Here is an 18296-nt window from a genome sequence, read left to right on the forward strand (position 1 = left end):
AAAGTAGCTTATTTTTTCAAAATCCCTCTTAAGGTGTTCCAGTAAATAGGGTGGTCACTTCCAAACGGTTGTTATCGGGGTCCAATGTTTCAAATTCGTAGTAACCATCACCAGTTTTTCTTGGTCCGTTTAATATAGGAAATCCGGCCGCTTGTAATTCAAAGGCCTTTTGGTCTACCTCGACCATGCTATCTACCCCAAACGCCAAGTGAATGATACCCTGATACTGTTTCCGTATCGTATCATTAGTATTTTCCGGAATGCCGGCCATCGACATCAGCTCCAAACGGGCACCGGATTTAAAACTCAAAAAATAACTTTGAAACCCCTTGGTTGCGTTCTGGTATTTTTGATTTGGTATGCCCTCGAAATAGGTGGCGTAAAAGGTTTTCAACTCCTCCAATCGATTCGTCCATATGGCGACATGTTCCAATATCATTCGGTATGATTATTTCTTTTATCGAGTGTCAACGAAAAACCATTCTTTGAAAAGCATCTGCCAAATATTCGACCAGTATGGTCAAACTTTTTCCAAAATACCCTTTTTCAACAGCTGGCCGAAACGATACATATCTTCAAACGAGCAGTAGAAAGGGGCGGGAGCCAAACGGATCACATTGGGTTCGCGCCAGTCGGTAATGACTCCATTACTCATTAAGAAGTCAAACAAGGACCTTCCCTCCCCGTGCAGGAATACCGACAATTGACAGCCACGATCCTTTGGTGTGATTATTTCAAAAGTGCTTTCGACCTCCTTGTCGATTTCGTGCAGGACAAACTCCAGATAGGCAACGATTTGGTTCCTTTTCGCGATCAACGGAGGCATACCTACCTCTTCGAACAATTCCAATGACGCGAGATAAGGTGCCAATGATAATACCGGTGCATTGCTTATTTGCCATGCATCGGCATTCGGCATGGGTTCAAATTCGGGCTTCATCAAAAAACGGGTCTCCTTTTTGGTACCCCACCAACCTTCAAAGCGCGGGATATCTTTTCGGTCCAGATATTTTTCATGGATATACACCCCGGAGGCATTTCCAGGACCGCTGTTCATGTATTTATAACTGCACCAGGCTGCAAAATCGGCCCCCCAATCATGAAGCTTTAGTTCGATATTTCCCACTGCATGGGCAAGGTCCCAACCCACATAAGCCCCGACAGACTTCCCAGCCTCTGTAATTCGTTCGATATCAAATACCTGTCCGTTATAATAGTTTACCCCGCCGATCAACACCAAGGCCAACTCCTCGCCTATTTCATTGATTTTTTCAATCACATCCTCGGTACGCCAATGGTGTTCCCCTTTTCTTTTTTTGACTTCCACAATGGTTATTTCAGGATCAAGACCATGAAATTTCACCTGACTCTGAAACATATATTGGTCCGACGGAAACGCTTTTTCCTCACAAAGGATCTTAAAGCGCTTTTTAGTGGGTCGATAAAAGGAAACCATCAATAAATGAAGGTTGACGGTAAGGGTATTCATTACCGTCACCTCGGCTGTCTTGGCTCCTACTACTTTTGCCAAAGGTGCTGCCAACCGCTCGTGATAGTCCCACCAGGGTTTATCGGCATGAAAATGCCCCTCCACGGCCAATTCCTTCCAATCGGTCATGACCTCATCTACAAACCTTTGGGTGCGTTTGGGTTGCAGGCCTAGCGAGTTGCCCGTAAAGTAAATCACCTCTTTACCACCGACTCTAGGAAAATAAAACTCCTCTCGATACTTCCTTAAGGGATCGGCCAAATCCAGCGCTTGGGCAAATTCTAAGGTATTCTGAAACGACATAGCACAATTTTATTCAAAAATACAACTTCGTTAGGGAACATCGTTTGTTTGTCCGGGCAGGCGCATTTCGATAATGTGCTTCTTAAATCCGTATTTTTCATAGGCCTTTAGCGCAACAACGTTTTCGTCGTAAACAGTGAGCCGTATCTCCTTGAGCCCTTTCTTTAAGGCCCAAGCCCTCAACCGATCGATTACGGCAGCATTGATTCCCTGGCCCCGATAGTCGGGATGGGTATACATGAACCCCAAGTAGGCATAATCTTCATGATCTAGATAGGATCGCGCCTTTTTGATCCTGACGTATCCGGAAGCCACCAATTGGCTCCCTGTCTCGGCCACCACCACCAATGACTCCTCTGACGAGAGTAACACTTCCAAATCGTAATAGTTGACGGGATCGGGGCGTATGGTCGGGTCGAAGGGTCGCTCTGCCTGGATGATGCCTTGCTCAAATTGTAATAGGGTAGGAAGGTCTTTTAAGGTAGCTTCACGGATCTGGATCGATTTCCCCATCATAGGCGATTATTTTGGTTCAAGGTAGCAAATTTAATAGCTATTTTTGCCAAAACCATCCCATGCATTTTCTTTCGCCCATACTGGAGGAGTATATTCGGAACAACTCAGGGGAGGAGCCTAAATTGCTTCAAGAGCTTACCCGGGAAACCCATTTGAAGGTATTACGCCCACGTATGCTTACGGGTCATTTTCAGGGAAGGGTCTTGAGCATGTTTTCCAAAATCATCCGTCCGAAAAATATCCTGGAAATTGGCACCTATACAGGTTACTCGGCCCTTTGTTTGGCCGAAGGGATGCAAAGGGATGGACAATTGCACACCATCGATGTGAATGCGGAACTGGTAGAAATGCAAAGAAGGTATTTTGACAAAAGTGGTTATGGGGAACAAATCGTGCAACATTTGGGGGATGCCCTCGATATTGTTCCGACATTGGACCTTGTATTCGATTTGGTGTTTATCGATGCCGAAAAAATCGAATATCCCAATTATTTTGAGGCGGTGCTGTCAAAAACCGCATCGGGAAGCATTATTTTGTCGGACAATGTACTATGGACGGGAAAGGTAGTTGAACCATTGGACCCAAAGGACATCGTCACAAAAGTCTTGATCGACTATAACAAAATGCTAAAGGAAGATAGCAGGGTCGAGACCGTTTTGTTACCCATCCGGGACGGGCTTACGTTGAGTAGGGTACTTTGATACGTTGCCGAAGCCCGTTGAAGAGAAAAGCAAAACCGACGCCTACAAGGGCCCCGACCAAAATATCCAAGGGATAGTGCACCCCTAAATAAATGCGGCTGAAAGAGAACAACAGCGGCCATAGAAATATGAAGTAAATCCATTTATATCGATCTCTAAGTAACAAGACTGCCATGGTCGCAATGCTGAAAGAAGATGCGGCGTGCCCTGAAAAAAAACTAAAATCGGTGGGAGTGTGCAAAATTCGAATCAACTGATTGATCTCCGTATCGTTGTTGGGCCGTAATCTACCGATGTATTCCTTGGTAGCATCGATGGCGAAAGCCACTGAAAGCACCATTAAAACAAGGAATAGAAGATTCCACCCTGCCCTTTTCAAATTATTTCTCCAGAAAATCAAGAATATAATCAGTAGAAAAAGAGGTGTCCAAGTTCCAAATTTCGTGACCACTGACCAGAAAGCATCATACTCCTCTATCCCTAGTCCGTTAAGGTATATAAACGTTTCCCGATCCCATTGCTGCAACTGGTCTAGCATAGAGGAATCAGCTTCGTTTGATAGTCCCGCCTACATCGTCAAGCCCCTTCTTGATAGGGTCGATTTCCTTCTTGATATCATCGGCGATTCCGGAGCCGATGTTTTTCTTTACATCGTCGATATCCTTTTTGATGTCCGACACAAAACTCGTGTCGATACCTTGCTTATCGGCACTTCGTTGAATCTCTTGTTTGATATCCTCGGTCGCGTCCTTCAACTGTCGCATGCCTTTTCCAAGCCCCCTTGCGATATCGGGTATTTTATCGGCCCCGAATACCATCACCACGATGAACATGATGAAAAAGATTTCGGCTCCACTGATAAATAAAAAATGCGTTGATAACATGATGCAAATATAATCAAGATAAGCGACACCACTAAAAAAGCCCCGTATATTACAGGGCTTTATATCTTAAAAGATTTTAATCTTATTTACCCTTAATAGTTTCCTTTATCTTATCGAATTCCGACGGCGCTTCTTTTTTGGGCCACGAATTGTTGGTCGTATCGATATCGGCAGTTTCCGCCTTGGGGTCTACCACGATACCGGTGAGCTCTTTCTGGGACGAAATTACCACACTTACTTCCTTGTCATTCTTTCTCCATATTTCCGGCGGATAGGTGATATTTTCCGTAGTCCCGTCGGCATAGGTATATTCCACGATCAACGGCATCGGAATTCCTCCCGGTTTGTCGTAGGTTACCTCATAGAAATACTTGGGCTCCTTCACCTGGGCGCGTTCGGCCTCGGTCATATTGTCCATCATAAATTCTTTCAACGTCTTGGAACTTTCCGATGGGGCCTTCCCTTTCAAGGCAGGGTCAAAATCCTCGCTGCCTTCCTCGGCCAAATATACCAAGGGGGGTAAATCGGCTTCCGTGATATTTCGGGCTGCCATATATTCCTGCATCTTTTTCGTCGGTTTGTCCGAAACATAATATTTTTTGATACCCTTTACCCCAATATCTACGTAGTCGGTGGTATAGAACCACGATCTCCAGTACCAATCCAAATCTACTGCAGAGGCGTCTTCCATGGTGCGAAAAAAATCCTCGGGCGTAGGATGTTTGAACATCCACCTTTTCGAATAAGTCTTAAAGGCATGATCGAACAACTCTCTGCCCATGACCGTCTCCCGAAGAATGTTCAAAGCGGTGGCAGGTTTTCCGTAGGCATTCGGACCTAATTGGTAGACATTCTCCGGATTCGACATAATCGGGGAAAGCGTGCTTTGGTCTCCGGACATGTAAGGGACGATTTTCGCCGGATCCCCCCTTCTCGATGGGTATTTTTCATTGGGTGCAATGGCGTCCGGAAACTTCTCACCAAACTCCTGCTCGGCCATATATTGCATAAAGGTATCCAGGCCTTCATCCATCCATCCCCACTGACGTTCATCGGAATTTACGATCATGGGGAAGAAATTATGGCCCACCTCGTGGATGATCACACTGATCATACCATACTTGACCCGGTCTGAATAGGTACCGTCTTCATTGGGTCGGCCATAGTTCCAACAAATCATTGGATATTCCATTCCCTGATTTTTGGCATGTACCGAAATGGCTTTGGGATAAGGATAATCGAAGGTATGTGCAGAATACGATAACAGGGTATGAGCCACGGCTTTCGTGGAGTACTCTTCCCAAAGCGGGTTGCCTTCCGGAGGGTAGAGCGATACCGCCATCACGTCTTTGCTACCGACCTTCACTGCCTGCATATCCCAAATGAATCGACGAGAAGTCGCAAACGCATAATCCCGTACGTTTTTAGCCTTAAACCTCCATGTTTTTTTGGCATCCGAAAAACCTTTGGAAGCTTCCTCGGCTTCTTCCTGCGTGACGATTATGACCGGTTTGTCATATGACTTTTTAGCCTTCTCATAACGCTTCATCATGTCTTTTGAAAAAACTTCCTTTCTATTCTGAAGGGTCCCCGTGGCGTCCAATACATGGTCGGCAGGGACAGTAATGTTTACCTCATAGTCCCCGAATACGAGAGCAAACTCGCCATTGCCCCAAAACTGGTGGTTTTGCCATCCCTCCACGTCGTTATAGACGGCCATCCTGGGAAAGAACTGGGCGATTACATAGGCCCTATGACCATCGGCGAATTCTTCGTATCCCGAACGTGCCCGGTCAACCGTATGGTCTGGAATATTGAAGTTCCATTTGATGGAAAAGGATACCTGCTCCTTACTTTTTAAGGGTTGGGGCAAATCGATTCGCATCATGGTAAAATTGACAGTGTAAGGAAGCGGTTTCCCCGCACCATCCTTAACATGCTCAATTACGAAACCACCATCAAAAGGCTCTCCCATATACTTTCCTGCAAAGGAGCCGGCCATTTCCGCCATGGGAACACCTCCCCCATTTTTTAATCTGGCCTTGGAATCTTTCGTTCGGATGTTCTGATCCAGCTGAACCCAAAGAAACTCCAAATCATCCGGTGAATTGTTGATATAAGTAATTGTCTCCTCCCCATAAATTCGATGGTTTTTATCGTCGAGCTCTATATCCATCACATAATTCGCTTGCTGCTGATAGTAATCGGGGCCTGGGGCCCCTGAGGCTGAACGATAGGTATTTGGGGTAGAGAACAAATCGTATAGCTGTTGAAATTTGCTCTGATTGGTGTGCCCTGGCTCCTTCTCTTTCGGAGCCTCCTCCTGGGCCGTAGCCACCGCTGCAAGAAGGAGCAACGCCGACATGAGGCAATACTTGATTTTAGTCATCTTTATTGTCATTTTTTTAGCGGCGTAAAATAAAATTTTTTATAGGATTTGGTTATGAATGTTACAAGTTTAACATTCCTTTATTATTCTCTTTGATGAGGACAAAGCTTTTTTTGTTTCCGTTAATCTTAAAATGTACGACATTTTGTTGCTCATCGAACAGGTCGGTCAGAATTTCATTTTGTACCTGTATTGATTTCGTTTGTGACAATTCGACATCCGGAACTTCCAAGTAACAGACCATCACGTCATTATCGTACTTTTTCGCCAAAAAGGTAAAATCCCTGACCTCCCCATTCACTTCTACGACGAATTTGGCCCTCAAATATTTTTCAAGATAGTCACGGGCCAATTCCGACTCCTCCTCGGTGGCCAAGTTACCTTTGATATCGTACCGCTCCTGCAATACCTGTTCCATATCATCGATAAAAAGCCTACTGGTAATTTGAAGCGCGTTATCCTTTTCGGAATACCCGATATTCGTCACGCTCACATAAAATTTGTGGACCGTTGTGAACGCCAGTAGGGGCAGTAACAGAAACAAAAGACCTTTCTTGCGCATTGGTAGCAATTATTTAAAGCAAAAATAAACAAATCATGTGCCAAAAATCAGTTCTTAATCCAACCCATTGTTTTTGCGATAGAGCAGACTTCTTTTTCGCATCATTTCCCATATTTTTAGTTGGTCTTTGGAGTCCACTGCCTCTTGAAAACCGGTATCTACCTCGCAGAAATACATAAAATCGTCGATTTTGTCTCGAGGAATCCTCAAATCGCTCACAATCAAGGAATCGGCATAAAATGCGCGTACCCGTTCTGTACGTGCGTATTTTTTTTCGACACCGACCAACCGTTTTAAACGCTTTGTTCGCCCGGATATCGCATTGAAAACGAAATCAACGCTTCTGGCATCGGTAGCGGTCATCAATTGGCGTTCTGTCTGATTGGGAAGTTCAACATAGGCATTGGGCAGATTTAAGGTAGATGCGGTAACAACGGGACCGGTCTGAATCCGATCTGCATCGCGTCGCATGTCGCCGGTAAGGTTGTAGGGCATTACGATAACCTCGTCCAACTCATTGATTGCTTCTTCCAGGGGAATGGAGAGAAACCTGCTCTCTAGCATTTCAAGGGTCACTACCAACTCCTTTCTTTGGAATTGTACTGCCGAAAAAACGATGGTATCGTTTAATTTGGCGGTAATCGAAAAATACCCGTCGATATCGGTAATTGCAGCCCGTTGTGAGCTGATGTTCAATACATGTGTTGCTGCCACGTCCCCATCCTTGCTATAGACCCTTCCTTCCAATTTTTTGGAAAGTACGGTCTGTGCACCCATGGTACACCCTATCAATAAGAAAGCAAGTAGGAGAAACTTATTTTTCGGCATTCAACTCTTCCAAGTATGTTTTACTATGGGTGACCAGAAAGTCGATCAGCTGAAACTCGTTGTCCTTTTTCAACAGGGACTGTGCCGGTGTCTTCGTATCTACGTACAATAAAAAACTATCTATCTTATCCTGTGGAATTCTTAGATCGACCACGAAAAACTCATCATCGTAGACTTGTCGTAACACATCACTTAATTTCAGCGGAGTTCTCTCGGTTTCCTTCTCTTTGGACCCGGCCTTCAAAAGCGCCTTAAAAATATTTACAAAATTGACACCATCGGTCATGCCCCTTTCAATCTGTGATCGTGCGATGTTTTGAACCTCCGTAGAGCGGTCGGTTTCGTATTCGTACTTTTTAAACTCGTTGCTCTTTACCTGCAAAAATCGCTCCTGCTCTTCCGGGGTCACAATGACCTCATCCAACTCGGTCACCTTTTCATTCACCTCGACCACCAATCGGTTATTCTCCAATATTTCATCGGTAATCTTCACCACCATTAGTTGGTAATTCACCGCTGTGAAAGCCAGTTCGTCCCCTTCTTTGACCCTAATTGCAAACCTTCCGTTATCATCTGTAATGGTAGCGCTTTCCGTAGTTATATTGATGACGTTCTCGTTCGGTACGTTTACATTGCGATAAATGACCTGCCCTCGCAATAGCACACGGTCTTCTTGCCCGATTACGGTAAGCGTTGCTAAAAAAGTAAGGAGGAAGAATAGGGTATATCGAATTGTAGTTGTTTTCATTCGTAATTGTTTATCTGTTCCAAAACGGACAGCTTGGAAGCACATCGGATTCAATCGGGACTATCGAAGTATCGGGATGGCATTTTTCGCAAGGATAAAGAAAATATAAGTTAGGGGGATAAAAAAGCCCTCACCTCTAAACTTTTGTTAATTTGTTCCGAAGTCCCGGTCCAATCGGCCATAGTTATTAGGCACCGTAAAAAATGATTCGAAGCCCACACCGGTAAACAGAGAGGGCCGTTTAACGATTATAACCCTCTGTTCAACCGGAACCGTGTCCAATTTAACTAATAAAACTAGGTAACTGGTAAGATAATTATATTTTTGTTAGCCCCGCCGTATCGAAAATAATCTAATAGCGTTGTTTATGAGAGCACAGGGATTGTCTGTTTTAATTGGTTTGGTTTTTTGTATTATGAGCCATGGTCAAGTGAAGATCGGTGACAACCCCCAGACCATCGACCCCGCTTCCCTATTGGAACTTGAAAGCAATACAATGGCACTGGTCATCACCCGGGTCACTACGCCACAGATGGAAGCTATTCTTCCCTCACCGGGTGCCATGGTGTACAATACGGATACCCAATGTGTATACTACTACGATGGCACGCAATGGGTGAATCTATGTGAAGGTGCCAGTATCAACGTGACCACCGACCCGATTGTCAATTCCGTTAGTACCATTGTGTTGACCCAGACAGACGATGGCAACAACATTGAGGTAGCACCGAACAGCATTCGCTCGGAGCAGATAGTGGATGGGGGCATCTTCGGGGTCGACATTAATGACAATTCCATCGGAGCTAACAAGTTGGCCAGGAACTCCGTAGGTAAAGTTGCGATGAGCGAAAACGCCGTCGGCCCCTTTGCCATTGATCGCGATAGCCTCCCCTTGAGTTTCTTTATCAACGATGTGCCATTTATTACCGCCGCCGATATTCCCGGTGCAGTGAGCGAGGACCCCGATAATGCCATTTTACCCGACAACGATGGCCGGGCTTTCTATGACGACCAGCCTTTGATAGATGCCATTGCCACCAATACGACGGCGATTGCCAACGATTTGGATGGGAATCCTGAAAACGAGCTCCAGAATCTATCACTGACAGATAATGTATTGACGCTGTCCAATCCCGTAGGACCCCCGGATGAAATCGACCTGGAAAGTTTTACCATCGGGGATGCTGATGCCACAGACGACATCATCACACAGTTTGAAGTGGTGGGGGCAAATTTGATATTGACCGAAGGCGGAATACAGCGTCAAGTACTTTTATCAGATTTAGGAGCAGGCAGTGGGACTACGGAGGTGGTAGACGGTACTACCCTCACCGGCGATGGAACAGCGGCCGATCCCTTTACAATAGAACCTTCCCCTATCGCGGGTCAAATTTTGACTACCAATGCGGCTGGTGACGTAGTTTGGGACGACCTGCCACCTGGCAGCGGAGGTACCGTAACCACAGATGGCACTACCATTGTTGGGGATGGGGATACTACACCATTATCCGTCGTTGATGGAGGTATAAGTCCGATTAAGATTGAACCCTCTCCCACGCCCAATCAATTCCTCGTTACCAATACCGTCGGAGATGTGGAATGGGTTAGCGTAGCCCCGGGAGGAGGTACAACGGAGTTGGCCGACCAAGTTACCATTGTGGGTGACGGGCAAGCCGGGAACGAGTTTCAGGTAGCCGACGGAGCCATAGGCCCGATCAAAATCGAACCTTCCGCGACCCCTGACCAATTCCTGACCACCAATGCTGCCGGAGACGTTGAATGGGTGACCGTGACCCCGGGAGGAAACCCCGCTGCGGCTGACGTTACTTTCGCACCAACAGGAGGAACTACCAGTGATAATGTACAGGCTGCCATCGAAGAGCTCCAGATCGAAATTGACGGCATATCCTCGGGAGGTGCGGCCAATCCGAATGATGAGTTGATAACGAGTTTCAACCTTACCGGTACCGAACTGAACATCGCCGAAGGTGCGAATATCGTACCACCAGTTGACCTGGATCTGGCCTTCGCCACGGATGCGGAACTCACAGCAGCGATTACCGCTTCCAATCAAGTAATCGTTAGCACCGATGCCCCGAACTCTATTACTGCCGGGGTTGATGGTGGGGCGCTTTACAACGACCCGGACGACGATGCGACCAATGAAATTCAGACCGATGCCGAGGTGAATCTTGCAATACCCGTTGATATCGACGGCGACCTAGCCCCTGAAACAACCGTGCAAGAGGCAATCAACGCTCTTATAGCAACTAGCAGCGATGACCAGACTGATGCGGAAGTGAATCTTGCGACACCCGTTGATATCGACGGCGACCTTGCCGACGAGACCACGGTGCAGGAGGCCATCAATGCGCTTGTTGGAATAGCATCAATTAATGTAAGCACAGATACACCCAACTCGATTACTACTGGAACTGATGGGGGGGCACTTTACGATGATCCCGATGATGATGCTACCAATGAAATCCAGACCATCGCTTCCGCCGACGGTTCGGTGACCGTCACGGCGTCCGGGAACGACTACGACCTGTCCGTCCCAGGCGGCAGTACCGACGACCAGAACATCGAGGGCTCCATCCTGACGGGAGAGACCCTGACCATTGGAATTGAGGGCGGTAACAACCAGGACGTCGACCTGGGCGACTTCGCAACTGAGACGGAACTGGCAGCCGCCATCACGGCCTCGGAAGGCCTGGACGACGATACCGACGATACAAACGAAATCCAGACCATAACTTCCACCGACGGTTCGGTGACCGTCACGGCGTCCGGGAACGACTACGACCTGTCCGTCCCAGGCGGCAGTACCGACGACCAGAACATCGAGGGCTCCATCCTGACGGGAGAGACCCTGACCATTGGAATTGAGGGCGGTAACAACCAGGACGTCGACCTGGGCGACTTCGCAACTGAGACGGAACTGGCGGCCGCCATCACGGCCTCCGAGGGACTGGACGATGATACCGACGATACAAACGAAATCCAGACCATAACTTCCACCGACGGTTCGGTGACCGTCACGGCGTCCGGGAACGACTACGACCTCTCCGTCCCAGGCGGCAGTACCGACGACCAGAACATCGAGGGCTCCATCCTGACGGGAGAGACCCTGACCATCGGAATTGAGGGTGGGAACAGCCAGGACGTGGACCTTGGCGATTTCGCTACGGAGACGGAACTGGCGGCCGCCATCGCGGCCTCCGAGGGACTGGACGATGATACCGACGATACAAACGAAATCCAGACCATAACTTCCACCGACGGTTCGGTGACCGTCACGGCGTCCGGGAACGACTACGACCTCTCCGTCCCAGGCGGCAGTACCGACGACCAGAACATCGAGGGCTCCATCCTGACGGGAGAGACCCTGACCATCGGAATTGAGGGTGGGAACAACCAGGACGTGGACCTTGGCGATTTCGCTACGGAGACGGAACTGGCGGCCGCCATCGCGGCCTCCGAGGGACTGGACGATGATACCGATGACACTAATGAAATTCAAACGATTACGTCAACCGACGGTTCGGTGACGGTAACAGCTACCGGGAACGACTTTGATTTGTCTGTTTCAAGTTCCATAACCGGAACTACCGGGTCCTTATTTTTTGCCGACGGTTCTGGTGTACCGACGGACAACAATACAGAACTGTTCTGGAATGCCTCCAACAACAGACTTGGAATAGGCACTAATAATCCACAGAGGAAATTGGACGTCTCCGGTGAGGTAAGATCCCAAGGTTATGCAAACTCGAACGGTACAGTAGATGAACCTTCCTATGCCTTCACCAATGATTCGGATACAGGGATGTGGCGAGGCGGTAATACTGATTTTCTGAGATTTTCCACTGGAAGCGTTGAGGCCCTAACAATTAATCCAAGTCAAAACGTAGGAATCGGTATTAACACACCTTCCGAAAGATTAGACGTGTTGGGCAATATAAGAGCTTCCGGTGATTTCATTTCGGGAGCCATAACCTTAGATGTACCCGATTACGTATTTGAAAAATATTTTGATGGCTACTCCGATATTGACAACTCATATCAGTTTAAAACATTGGAGGAAATCGAGGCATTTGTAAGAACAAATAAACACCTTCCCGGTATACGGTCGGCGGCAGAGGCTAAGAAGACTGGTATTTGGAATCTGAGCGAGTCCAATCTTAAAAACCTCGAAAAAATTGAAGAACTCTTTTTACACACCATCGAGCAGCAAAAACAAATCGAAGGCCTCCAATCGCAGAACGTAGAACTGAAAAACGAAGTCAATATGCTACAAAAGCGCCTCGCGAGCATAGAGGCATTATTGAGTTCAAAAGAAAATGAATAAACGGAGATTATGAAAATGGAAACTATCCACAGACGCTGTTTTTTTGGGCTGGTCGTACTGCTAGCAGGTACCTCCCACGCCCAAACGGCCCTTCAGAATGCTGGGAATCTCCGTATCCATGAAAACGGACAACTGGGGTTCCATACCGACTTGATCAACAACGGAATCCTTGATGAGAACCAGGGACTGGTCGGTTTTTACGGCGATAATACCATCGATGTGTCCGGTGCGGTACCGGCCACCTTTAACGATGTGGAATTTGCCACATCGATCGCAACCGTACTTCGAACCAGCCTCAATGTTTCCAACAACGCCAATTTCATCACTGGCAATGTCCTTACTCCAAGGGAAGAATCTACGGTGACCCTGAATTTTTTGGAAAACGCCTTCTATAACGGTGAGGGCGATATCAATAAGGTCGATGGATATGCCAGCATTACCCAACAACAGAATTTCACGTTTCCCGTGGGCGATTTTCAACAGTTGCGACCCCTGATTTTGGAATCACAAGGGGTCAATGCGTTCGCAAATTGTGCCTACTTTTCGGAAGACCCTAACAATCCGACCACCTTCGCCACCTCTTTTGACACCCAGAATAAACCAGCCAGCCTGGGCGAAATCAGCACCCGGGAATTTTGGCGGTTGGAAGGCAGCGTACCCTCGACCATCCAAATAAGTTGGAATGCCCAAAGCGATATGGCGGCCCTGACCGATGATGTAACGACCATTGTTCCCGTAGGATGGAGCAAATCAGCGAATCAATGGGTAAGCCTCGGGAATTCCGGAGGGGTTGGAGACCTTACCGAAGGATTTACCACTTCTATTTCCTTTGTGCCCGACGACTATGAGATCATTACTTTTGGTGGGGCCGGCGAACCTTTGGAGGCCCTGGATTTGGGAAATTATTTGGTTACCCCCAACGGAGATGGCCGTAACGATGTGCTGGAAATCCCGGAATTGGAACAATCACCGAATAATACCGTACGAATTTTTGACCGCTTCGGGTTAAAGGTATTTGAAAAGGACAATTACACTGACGAATTCGATGGGTTTGCCACCACGGGAACCGTGGTCATCAACAAGGAGAAAGGACTCCCCTCGGGCGTCTATTTTTACGTTGCCACCCTGCATGACCTGGGTTTGGAGTTTCAGGGGTTTCTCTACCTCTCCGCCAGAAGGTAAAACGATACCTGACAACAGAATCCTTTGTCCGGGAAGAAACGTTTTGGTTACGCAAGTGTACTACTTCGACCAACAGTCAAAAAAATAGGTAAAATACCTTTCTTATCGTTCAAAATATAACGTCTACTATATTTGTAATCTCTTCTTTTATATATTTTACATACTTTTCTTACGTTTTCACAACAAAAATTAAATTGCTGGCCGGTTTATTACTAGTTTTCCAAATTAGAATGAACCCCCAAATCCCCCAAATAATGAGCCTCATATCTTCAACAAACAGGGCTGGTAGGTTTTTGAGTGAACCTACAACCAAGATACAATCTTCGGAATTCCGAATAAAGCCATCATAAGAACGGGTGAAACCCTCACCAATGGTATTCATTATTACCTGGTGGGTCTGAAACATCCAAACAAGAAATATCCAGGTTTCTTCTACCTCGCACAACAAGGAGCCGCATTACTAAACCCATTTATCGACTATATCAACCTACAAAAATGACATCATGAACTTTAAGAAACTAGCATTTGTTTTTCTCTTATTGGTCGCAAACCATACGATTGCGCAATTAAAAGTCGGGGATAGTCCCGACCAAATCGATGGTTCGTCCCTCTTGGAGTTAGAGAGCAGAAACAAGGCATTGGTGCTTTCCCGCGTCAATACTGCCCTGATGGAAAAAATCAAGCCCTTGGCAGGGGCCGTGGTCTACAATACCGATGCCTCTTGCGTGTATCATTACGATGGGCGAAAGTGGAACAGTCTATGCAAAAATGGCAGCGGGACGAGTATTTCGTTTCAAGAACATGCCGATGGAACATTTACGATTACCAATCCTAATGGATCGACCCTAACAACAGCAAACCTTGTAGGACCTAAGGGAGACAAGGGCGACACCGGGGAAACCGGTCCCAAAGGCGAGCAGGGAATCCAAGGAGAAAAAGGAGATAAAGGGGATTCCGGAGCCATAGGACCTAAAGGTGAGAAGGGCGACATTGGCGAAACAGGGCCCAGAGGCGAGCAGGGAATCCAAGGAGAGAAAGGAGACAAGGGCGACACCGGGGAAACAGGTCCCAAAGGTGAGCAGGGCGTCCAAGGAGAGAAAGGAGATACCGGAGCTACGGGACCTAGAGGTGAACAGGGAATCCAAGGAGAAAAGGGCGAGAAAGGAGACAAGGGCGACACCGGGGAAACAGGTCCCAAAGGTGAGCAGGGCGTCCAAGGAGAGAAAGGAGATACCGGAGCTACGGGACCTAGAGGTGAACAGGGAATCCAAGGAGAAAAGGGCGAGAAAGGAGACAAGGGCGACACCGGGGAAACCGGTCCCAAAGGCGAGCAGGGCGTCCAAGGAGAAAAAGGAGATAAAGGGGATTCCGGAGCCATAGGATCTAAAGGTGAGAAGGGCGCCACTGGCGAAACAGGGCCCAGAGGCGAGCAGGGAATCCAAGGAGAAAAAGGAGACAAGGGCGACACCGGGGAAACCGGTCCCAAAGGTGAGCAGGGAATCCGAGGAGAGAAAGGAGATAAAGGGGATTCCGGAGCTACAGGACCTAGGGGAGAGAAGGGCGACATTGGCGAAACAGGGCCCAGAGGCGAGCAGGGAATCCAAGGTGAAAAAGGAGACAAGGGTGACACCGGGGAAATCGGTCCCAAAGGAGAGCAGGGAATCCAAGGAGAAAAAGGAGACAAGGGCGACACCGGGGAAACCGGTCCCAAAGGTGAGCAGGGAATCCGAGGAGATAAAGGAGATAAAGGGGATTCCGGAGCTACAGGACCTAGGGGAGAGAAGGGCGACATTGGCGAAACAGGGCCCAGAGGCGAGCAGGGAATCCAAGGAGAAAAAGGAGATACCGGAGCTACAGGACCTAGGGGAGAGAAGGGCGACATTGGCGAAACAGGGCCCAGAGGCGAGCAGGGAATCCAAGGAGAAAAAGGAGATACCGGAGCTACGGGACCTAGAGGTGAACAGGGAATCCAAGGAGAAAAAGGAGATACCGGAGCTACGGGACCTAGAGGTGAACAGGGAATCCAAGGAGAAAAAGGAGATACCGGAGCTACAGGACCTAAAGGTGAGAAGGGCGACACTGGGGAAACCGGTCCCAAAGGCGAGCAGGGAATCCAAGGGGAAAAAGGAGACAAGGGCGACACCGGGGAAACAGGTCCCAAAGGCGAGCAGGGAATCCAAGGAGAAAAAGGAGATACCGGAGCTACAGGGCCTAAGGGAGAGAAGGGCGACATTGGCGAAACAGGGCCCAGAGGCGAGCAGGGCATCCGGGGTGAAAAAGGAGACAAGGGTGACACCGGGGAAATCGGTCCCAAAGGAGAGCAGGGAATCCAAGGAGAAAAAGGAGATAAAGGGGATTCCGGAGCCACAGGATCTAAAGGTGAGAAGGGCGACACTGGGGAAACCGGTCCCACAGGCGAGCAGGGAATCCAAGGGGAAAAGGGTGAAAAAGGGGAAAAAGGGGACACCGGTGAAACAGGTCCAAAAGGCGAACAGGGAATCCAAGGAGAGAAAGGAGACAAAGGGGATACCGGAGCTACAGGACCTAAGGGAGAGAAGGGTGACATTGGCGAAACAGGTCCCAGAGGCGAACAGGGCATCCAGGGAGAGAAAGGTGAAAAAGGGGAGAAAGGCGATTCCGCCGCCGACCTTCCGAGCTTTTATGTAGGTTCCTTTATGATCAGTAACAAAGGTACCGTAGTCATATCGGACTTGCCTTTTGAACCTTCGTCGATAACGTTTACAGCTTTTGCCAATATTGAAGGATCCGATATTGACTCGGACAACGGTACTCGAAATAATGACGGTGGCGTTTCAAATGCCTATGGCACTATGAAAGGCTTCGCCAGAAACGATGGGAACTCGATAACACAGCAAGTGATTTATATTGGTGGAAGTGGAAACTCCATCAATGATATCTCAAGGTACGCCTCGAGTAACCATAGCATAGGGTTACGATATTCCAATCAAAACGGCGATAAACTCGGTCTGACTTCGGCCCGCGTTGACAGTTTTAACGCCAATGGATTCAAAATAAAAACCGATAACTACCTCGATGGGGTACTCGTCATTTTTGAGGCGTATCGCTAAGCACTCAAAACATCAAATAATGGATAAAAGAAAAAATCAGCTACTTACCCTTGCACTTTCCCTTAGTGCTGTTTTGTGCATGGCACAGGAAGCGGCCATCCACAATTATGGGGGTTTACAACTGCACAAAAAAGGCCAGATCGGTTTTCATGCCCCCTTTATCAATGACCATTCTTTTGACCAAAACAAAGGTTTGGTGGGTTTCTACCAAGACGAGGGTGGGTTATCTATTTCCGGGGGCTTCAGTCCAACTTTTTATGACTTTGAACTAGCCGTTGAAAGCCACCTGAACATAAATCTTCCCATTATTATCAGTAACTCCCTGAATTTCATATACGGTGATATCAAGGCCGATAGAAACAACCAGAATGTCTATGTCAAACTCATGGACGAGGCCATTTATGACGGGGAAATGAACCGCACTAAAATAGATGGTCATGTGGCCGTGGAGGGACAAAAAGAGTTCCGTTTCCCCGTAGGATACGATGAAATCATTAGGCCGCTGAAAGTTAGATTTATCGATGGCGCATTTTTGGCGAAATGCGAGTTTTTTCGTGAAAATCCCAATGCCCCTGAGAGCTTTTACGAAAGTTTCGATATCAGGAAAAGGGATAGTAGTCTGGGAAGTATTTATGATGAGGAATTCTGGAGGTTGAATACTTCGGGGATGGTACAAATTTCACTTACCTGGAATGCGAAATGCAATCTCTCTTCACAGGTGAAAAATATAGAGCATGTAACAGTTTCGGGTTGGAATAAAAAAGACAAGCGATGGGTTAATTTGGGAAATACCTCCTGCGATGGGGATACGGCCGAAGGGTTGGTAACCTCGAACACCTTTAACGCCAACGACTATGAAATCTTTACCTTGGGATTCCTTTTTGATCTCAAGGCTAATTTACCGGGCAATTATGTGCTCACACCCAACGGAGACGGAATCAACGATTTCTTTGACCTAAAAATCATAGAACAATCGCCCAATAACGAGTTCAGGATCTTTAATCGATCGGGAATGTTGGTTTATGAAAAAACGAATTATAGAAATGAATTTAGTGGTATAGCCAACAGGGGCCTTGGCCATAAAAACAAAGCTTTGCCAAAGGGGGTTTACTTTTATATTCTTGACGTCAAAGACCTCAACCAGCAATATCAAGGATACTTTTATCTTGCTTTGTAGACGTCCCCATTCAACAAAATATGACGGTAGCCAACTGTAGGCCCGATAGAATGTACTTCCTTTCGCCACCGCAAGGGCGA

General features: G+C 47.5%; 14 protein-coding genes. 5 read left to right on the plus strand and 9 right to left on the minus strand.

Annotated features, from left to right (window positions below; all coding sequences use genetic code 11):
- Nucleotides 1–28: 28 nt before the first annotated feature.
- From FK220_RS15690 to FK220_RS15700, 3 genes are all read right to left on the minus strand, one after another.
- The gene (locus FK220_RS15690) at nt 29–439 is read right to left on the minus strand and encodes a VOC family protein (RefSeq protein WP_152575301.1); all 411 of its coding nucleotides are present in this window, start codon (nt 437–439) and stop codon (nt 29–31) included.
- A gap of 81 nt (nt 440–520) precedes the next feature.
- Nucleotides 521–1792 carry a kynureninase gene (gene kynU, locus FK220_RS15695; protein WP_152575302.1) on the minus strand — a complete coding sequence of 424 codons (1272 nt, stop codon included), beginning with the start codon at nt 1790–1792 and terminating at the stop codon, nt 521–523.
- 30 nt (nt 1793–1822) lie between these two features.
- On the minus strand, nt 1823–2308 hold the full coding sequence (locus FK220_RS15700) for a GNAT family N-acetyltransferase (protein WP_238719062.1): 486 nt from the start codon (nt 2306–2308) through the stop codon (nt 1823–1825).
- A gap of 59 nt (nt 2309–2367) precedes the next feature.
- On the opposite strand from FK220_RS15700, the gene FK220_RS15705 reads away from it, so the two are divergent.
- On the plus strand, nt 2368–3009 hold the full coding sequence (locus FK220_RS15705; protein ID WP_152575303.1) for an O-methyltransferase: 642 nt from the start codon (nt 2368–2370) through the stop codon (nt 3007–3009).
- Here FK220_RS15705 and FK220_RS15710 read toward each other — a convergent pair.
- The 6 genes from FK220_RS15710 to FK220_RS15735 all read right to left on the minus strand — a co-directional run bounded on the left by FK220_RS15710 (nt 2987) and on the right by FK220_RS15735 (nt 8420).
- On the minus strand, nt 2987–3547 hold the full coding sequence (locus FK220_RS15710; RefSeq protein ID WP_152575304.1) for a phosphatase PAP2 family protein: 561 nt from the start codon (nt 3545–3547) through the stop codon (nt 2987–2989). The two genes, FK220_RS15705 and FK220_RS15710, sit on opposite strands and share 23 nt — an antisense overlap.
- Nucleotides 3548–3554: 7 nt before the next feature.
- The gene (locus tag FK220_RS15715) at nt 3555–3893 is read right to left on the minus strand and encodes a Sec-independent protein translocase subunit TatA/TatB (protein WP_152575305.1); all 339 of its coding nucleotides are present in this window, start codon (nt 3891–3893) and stop codon (nt 3555–3557) included.
- 82 nt (nt 3894–3975) lie between these two features.
- Entirely contained in the window at nt 3976–6282 is a 2307-nt protein-coding gene (locus tag FK220_RS15720; RefSeq protein WP_152575306.1) for a M1 family metallopeptidase, read from the minus strand.
- A 61-nt stretch (nt 6283–6343) separates the two neighbouring features.
- The gene (locus FK220_RS15725) at nt 6344–6844 is read right to left on the minus strand and encodes a DUF6702 family protein (protein WP_166204949.1); all 501 of its coding nucleotides are present in this window, start codon (nt 6842–6844) and stop codon (nt 6344–6346) included.
- Between the two features lie 54 nt (nt 6845–6898).
- Nucleotides 6899–7672 (minus strand): carboxypeptidase-like regulatory domain-containing protein, encoded by a 774-nt coding sequence (locus FK220_RS15730; RefSeq protein ID WP_166204951.1) that lies wholly within the window; start codon nt 7670–7672, stop codon nt 6899–6901.
- A complete protein-coding gene (locus tag FK220_RS15735) occupies nt 7659–8420 on the minus strand; it encodes a carboxypeptidase-like regulatory domain-containing protein (protein WP_152575308.1) in 762 nt (253 codons plus the stop codon). Before FK220_RS15735 ends, FK220_RS15730 begins: the two co-directional genes overlap by 14 nt.
- 367 nt (nt 8421–8787) lie before the next feature.
- Here FK220_RS15735 and FK220_RS15740 point away from each other — a divergent pair, with 367 nt between their 5' ends.
- The 4 genes from FK220_RS15740 (at nt 8788) to FK220_RS15755 (ending at nt 18216) form a co-directional block, all read left to right on the plus strand.
- The gene (locus FK220_RS15740; RefSeq protein WP_152575309.1) at nt 8788–12768 is read left to right on the plus strand and encodes a vacuolar protein sorting family 37 protein; all 3981 of its coding nucleotides are present in this window, start codon (nt 8788–8790) and stop codon (nt 12766–12768) included.
- Between the two features lie 9 nt (nt 12769–12777).
- Nucleotides 12778–13950 carry a gliding motility-associated C-terminal domain-containing protein gene (locus tag FK220_RS15745; protein ID WP_238719063.1) on the plus strand — a complete coding sequence of 391 codons (1173 nt, stop codon included), beginning with the start codon at nt 12778–12780 and terminating at the stop codon, nt 13948–13950.
- A 503-nt stretch (nt 13951–14453) separates the two neighbouring features.
- Nucleotides 14454–17039: a collagen-like protein gene (locus tag FK220_RS15750; RefSeq protein WP_152575310.1), complete on the plus strand. Its 2586-nt coding sequence runs from the start codon at nt 14454–14456 to the stop codon at nt 17037–17039.
- Between the two features lie 19 nt (nt 17040–17058).
- Nucleotides 17059–18216, plus strand: a complete 1158-nt coding sequence (locus tag FK220_RS15755; RefSeq protein ID WP_166204953.1) for a gliding motility-associated C-terminal domain-containing protein — start codon at nt 17059–17061, stop codon at nt 18214–18216.
- Nucleotides 18217–18296 lie beyond the last annotated feature (80 nt).

Source organism: Pelagihabitans pacificus (genome assembly GCF_009371985.2).
GTDB lineage: Bacteria > Bacteroidota > Bacteroidia > Flavobacteriales > Flavobacteriaceae > Pelagihabitans > Pelagihabitans pacificus.

Coding starts and splice junctions, on each gene's coding strand:
- FK220_RS15700 (WP_238719062.1), bottom strand. CDS start 2,308: ATGATGGGGAAATCGATCCAGATCCGTGAAGCTACCTTAAAAGACCTT.
- FK220_RS15705 (WP_152575303.1), top strand. CDS start 2,368: ATGCATTTTCTTTCGCCCATACTGGAGGAGTATATTCGGAACAACTCA.
- FK220_RS15715 (WP_152575305.1), bottom strand. CDS start 3,893: ATGTTATCAACGCATTTTTTATTTATCAGTGGAGCCGAAATCTTTTTC.
- kynU (WP_152575302.1), bottom strand. CDS start 1,792: ATGTCGTTTCAGAATACCTTAGAATTTGCCCAAGCGCTGGATTTGGCC.
- FK220_RS15735 (WP_152575308.1), bottom strand. CDS start 8,420: ATGAAAACAACTACAATTCGATATACCCTATTCTTCCTCCTTACTTTT.
- FK220_RS15730 (WP_166204951.1), bottom strand. CDS start 7,672: ATGCCGAAAAATAAGTTTCTCCTACTTGCTTTCTTATTGATAGGGTGT.
- FK220_RS15740 (WP_152575309.1), top strand. CDS start 8,788: ATGAGAGCACAGGGATTGTCTGTTTTAATTGGTTTGGTTTTTTGTATT.
- FK220_RS15755 (WP_166204953.1), top strand. CDS start 17,059: ATGGATAAAAGAAAAAATCAGCTACTTACCCTTGCACTTTCCCTTAGT.
- FK220_RS15725 (WP_166204949.1), bottom strand. CDS start 6,844: ATGCGCAAGAAAGGTCTTTTGTTTCTGTTACTGCCCCTACTGGCGTTC.
- FK220_RS15710 (WP_152575304.1), bottom strand. CDS start 3,547: ATGCTAGACCAGTTGCAGCAATGGGATCGGGAAACGTTTATATACCTT.
- FK220_RS15750 (WP_152575310.1), top strand. CDS start 14,454: ATGAACTTTAAGAAACTAGCATTTGTTTTTCTCTTATTGGTCGCAAAC.
- FK220_RS15745 (WP_238719063.1), top strand. CDS start 12,778: ATGAAAATGGAAACTATCCACAGACGCTGTTTTTTTGGGCTGGTCGTA.
- FK220_RS15690 (WP_152575301.1), bottom strand. CDS start 439: ATGATATTGGAACATGTCGCCATATGGACGAATCGATTGGAGGAGTTG.
- FK220_RS15720 (WP_152575306.1), bottom strand. CDS start 6,282: ATGACTAAAATCAAGTATTGCCTCATGTCGGCGTTGCTCCTTCTTGCA.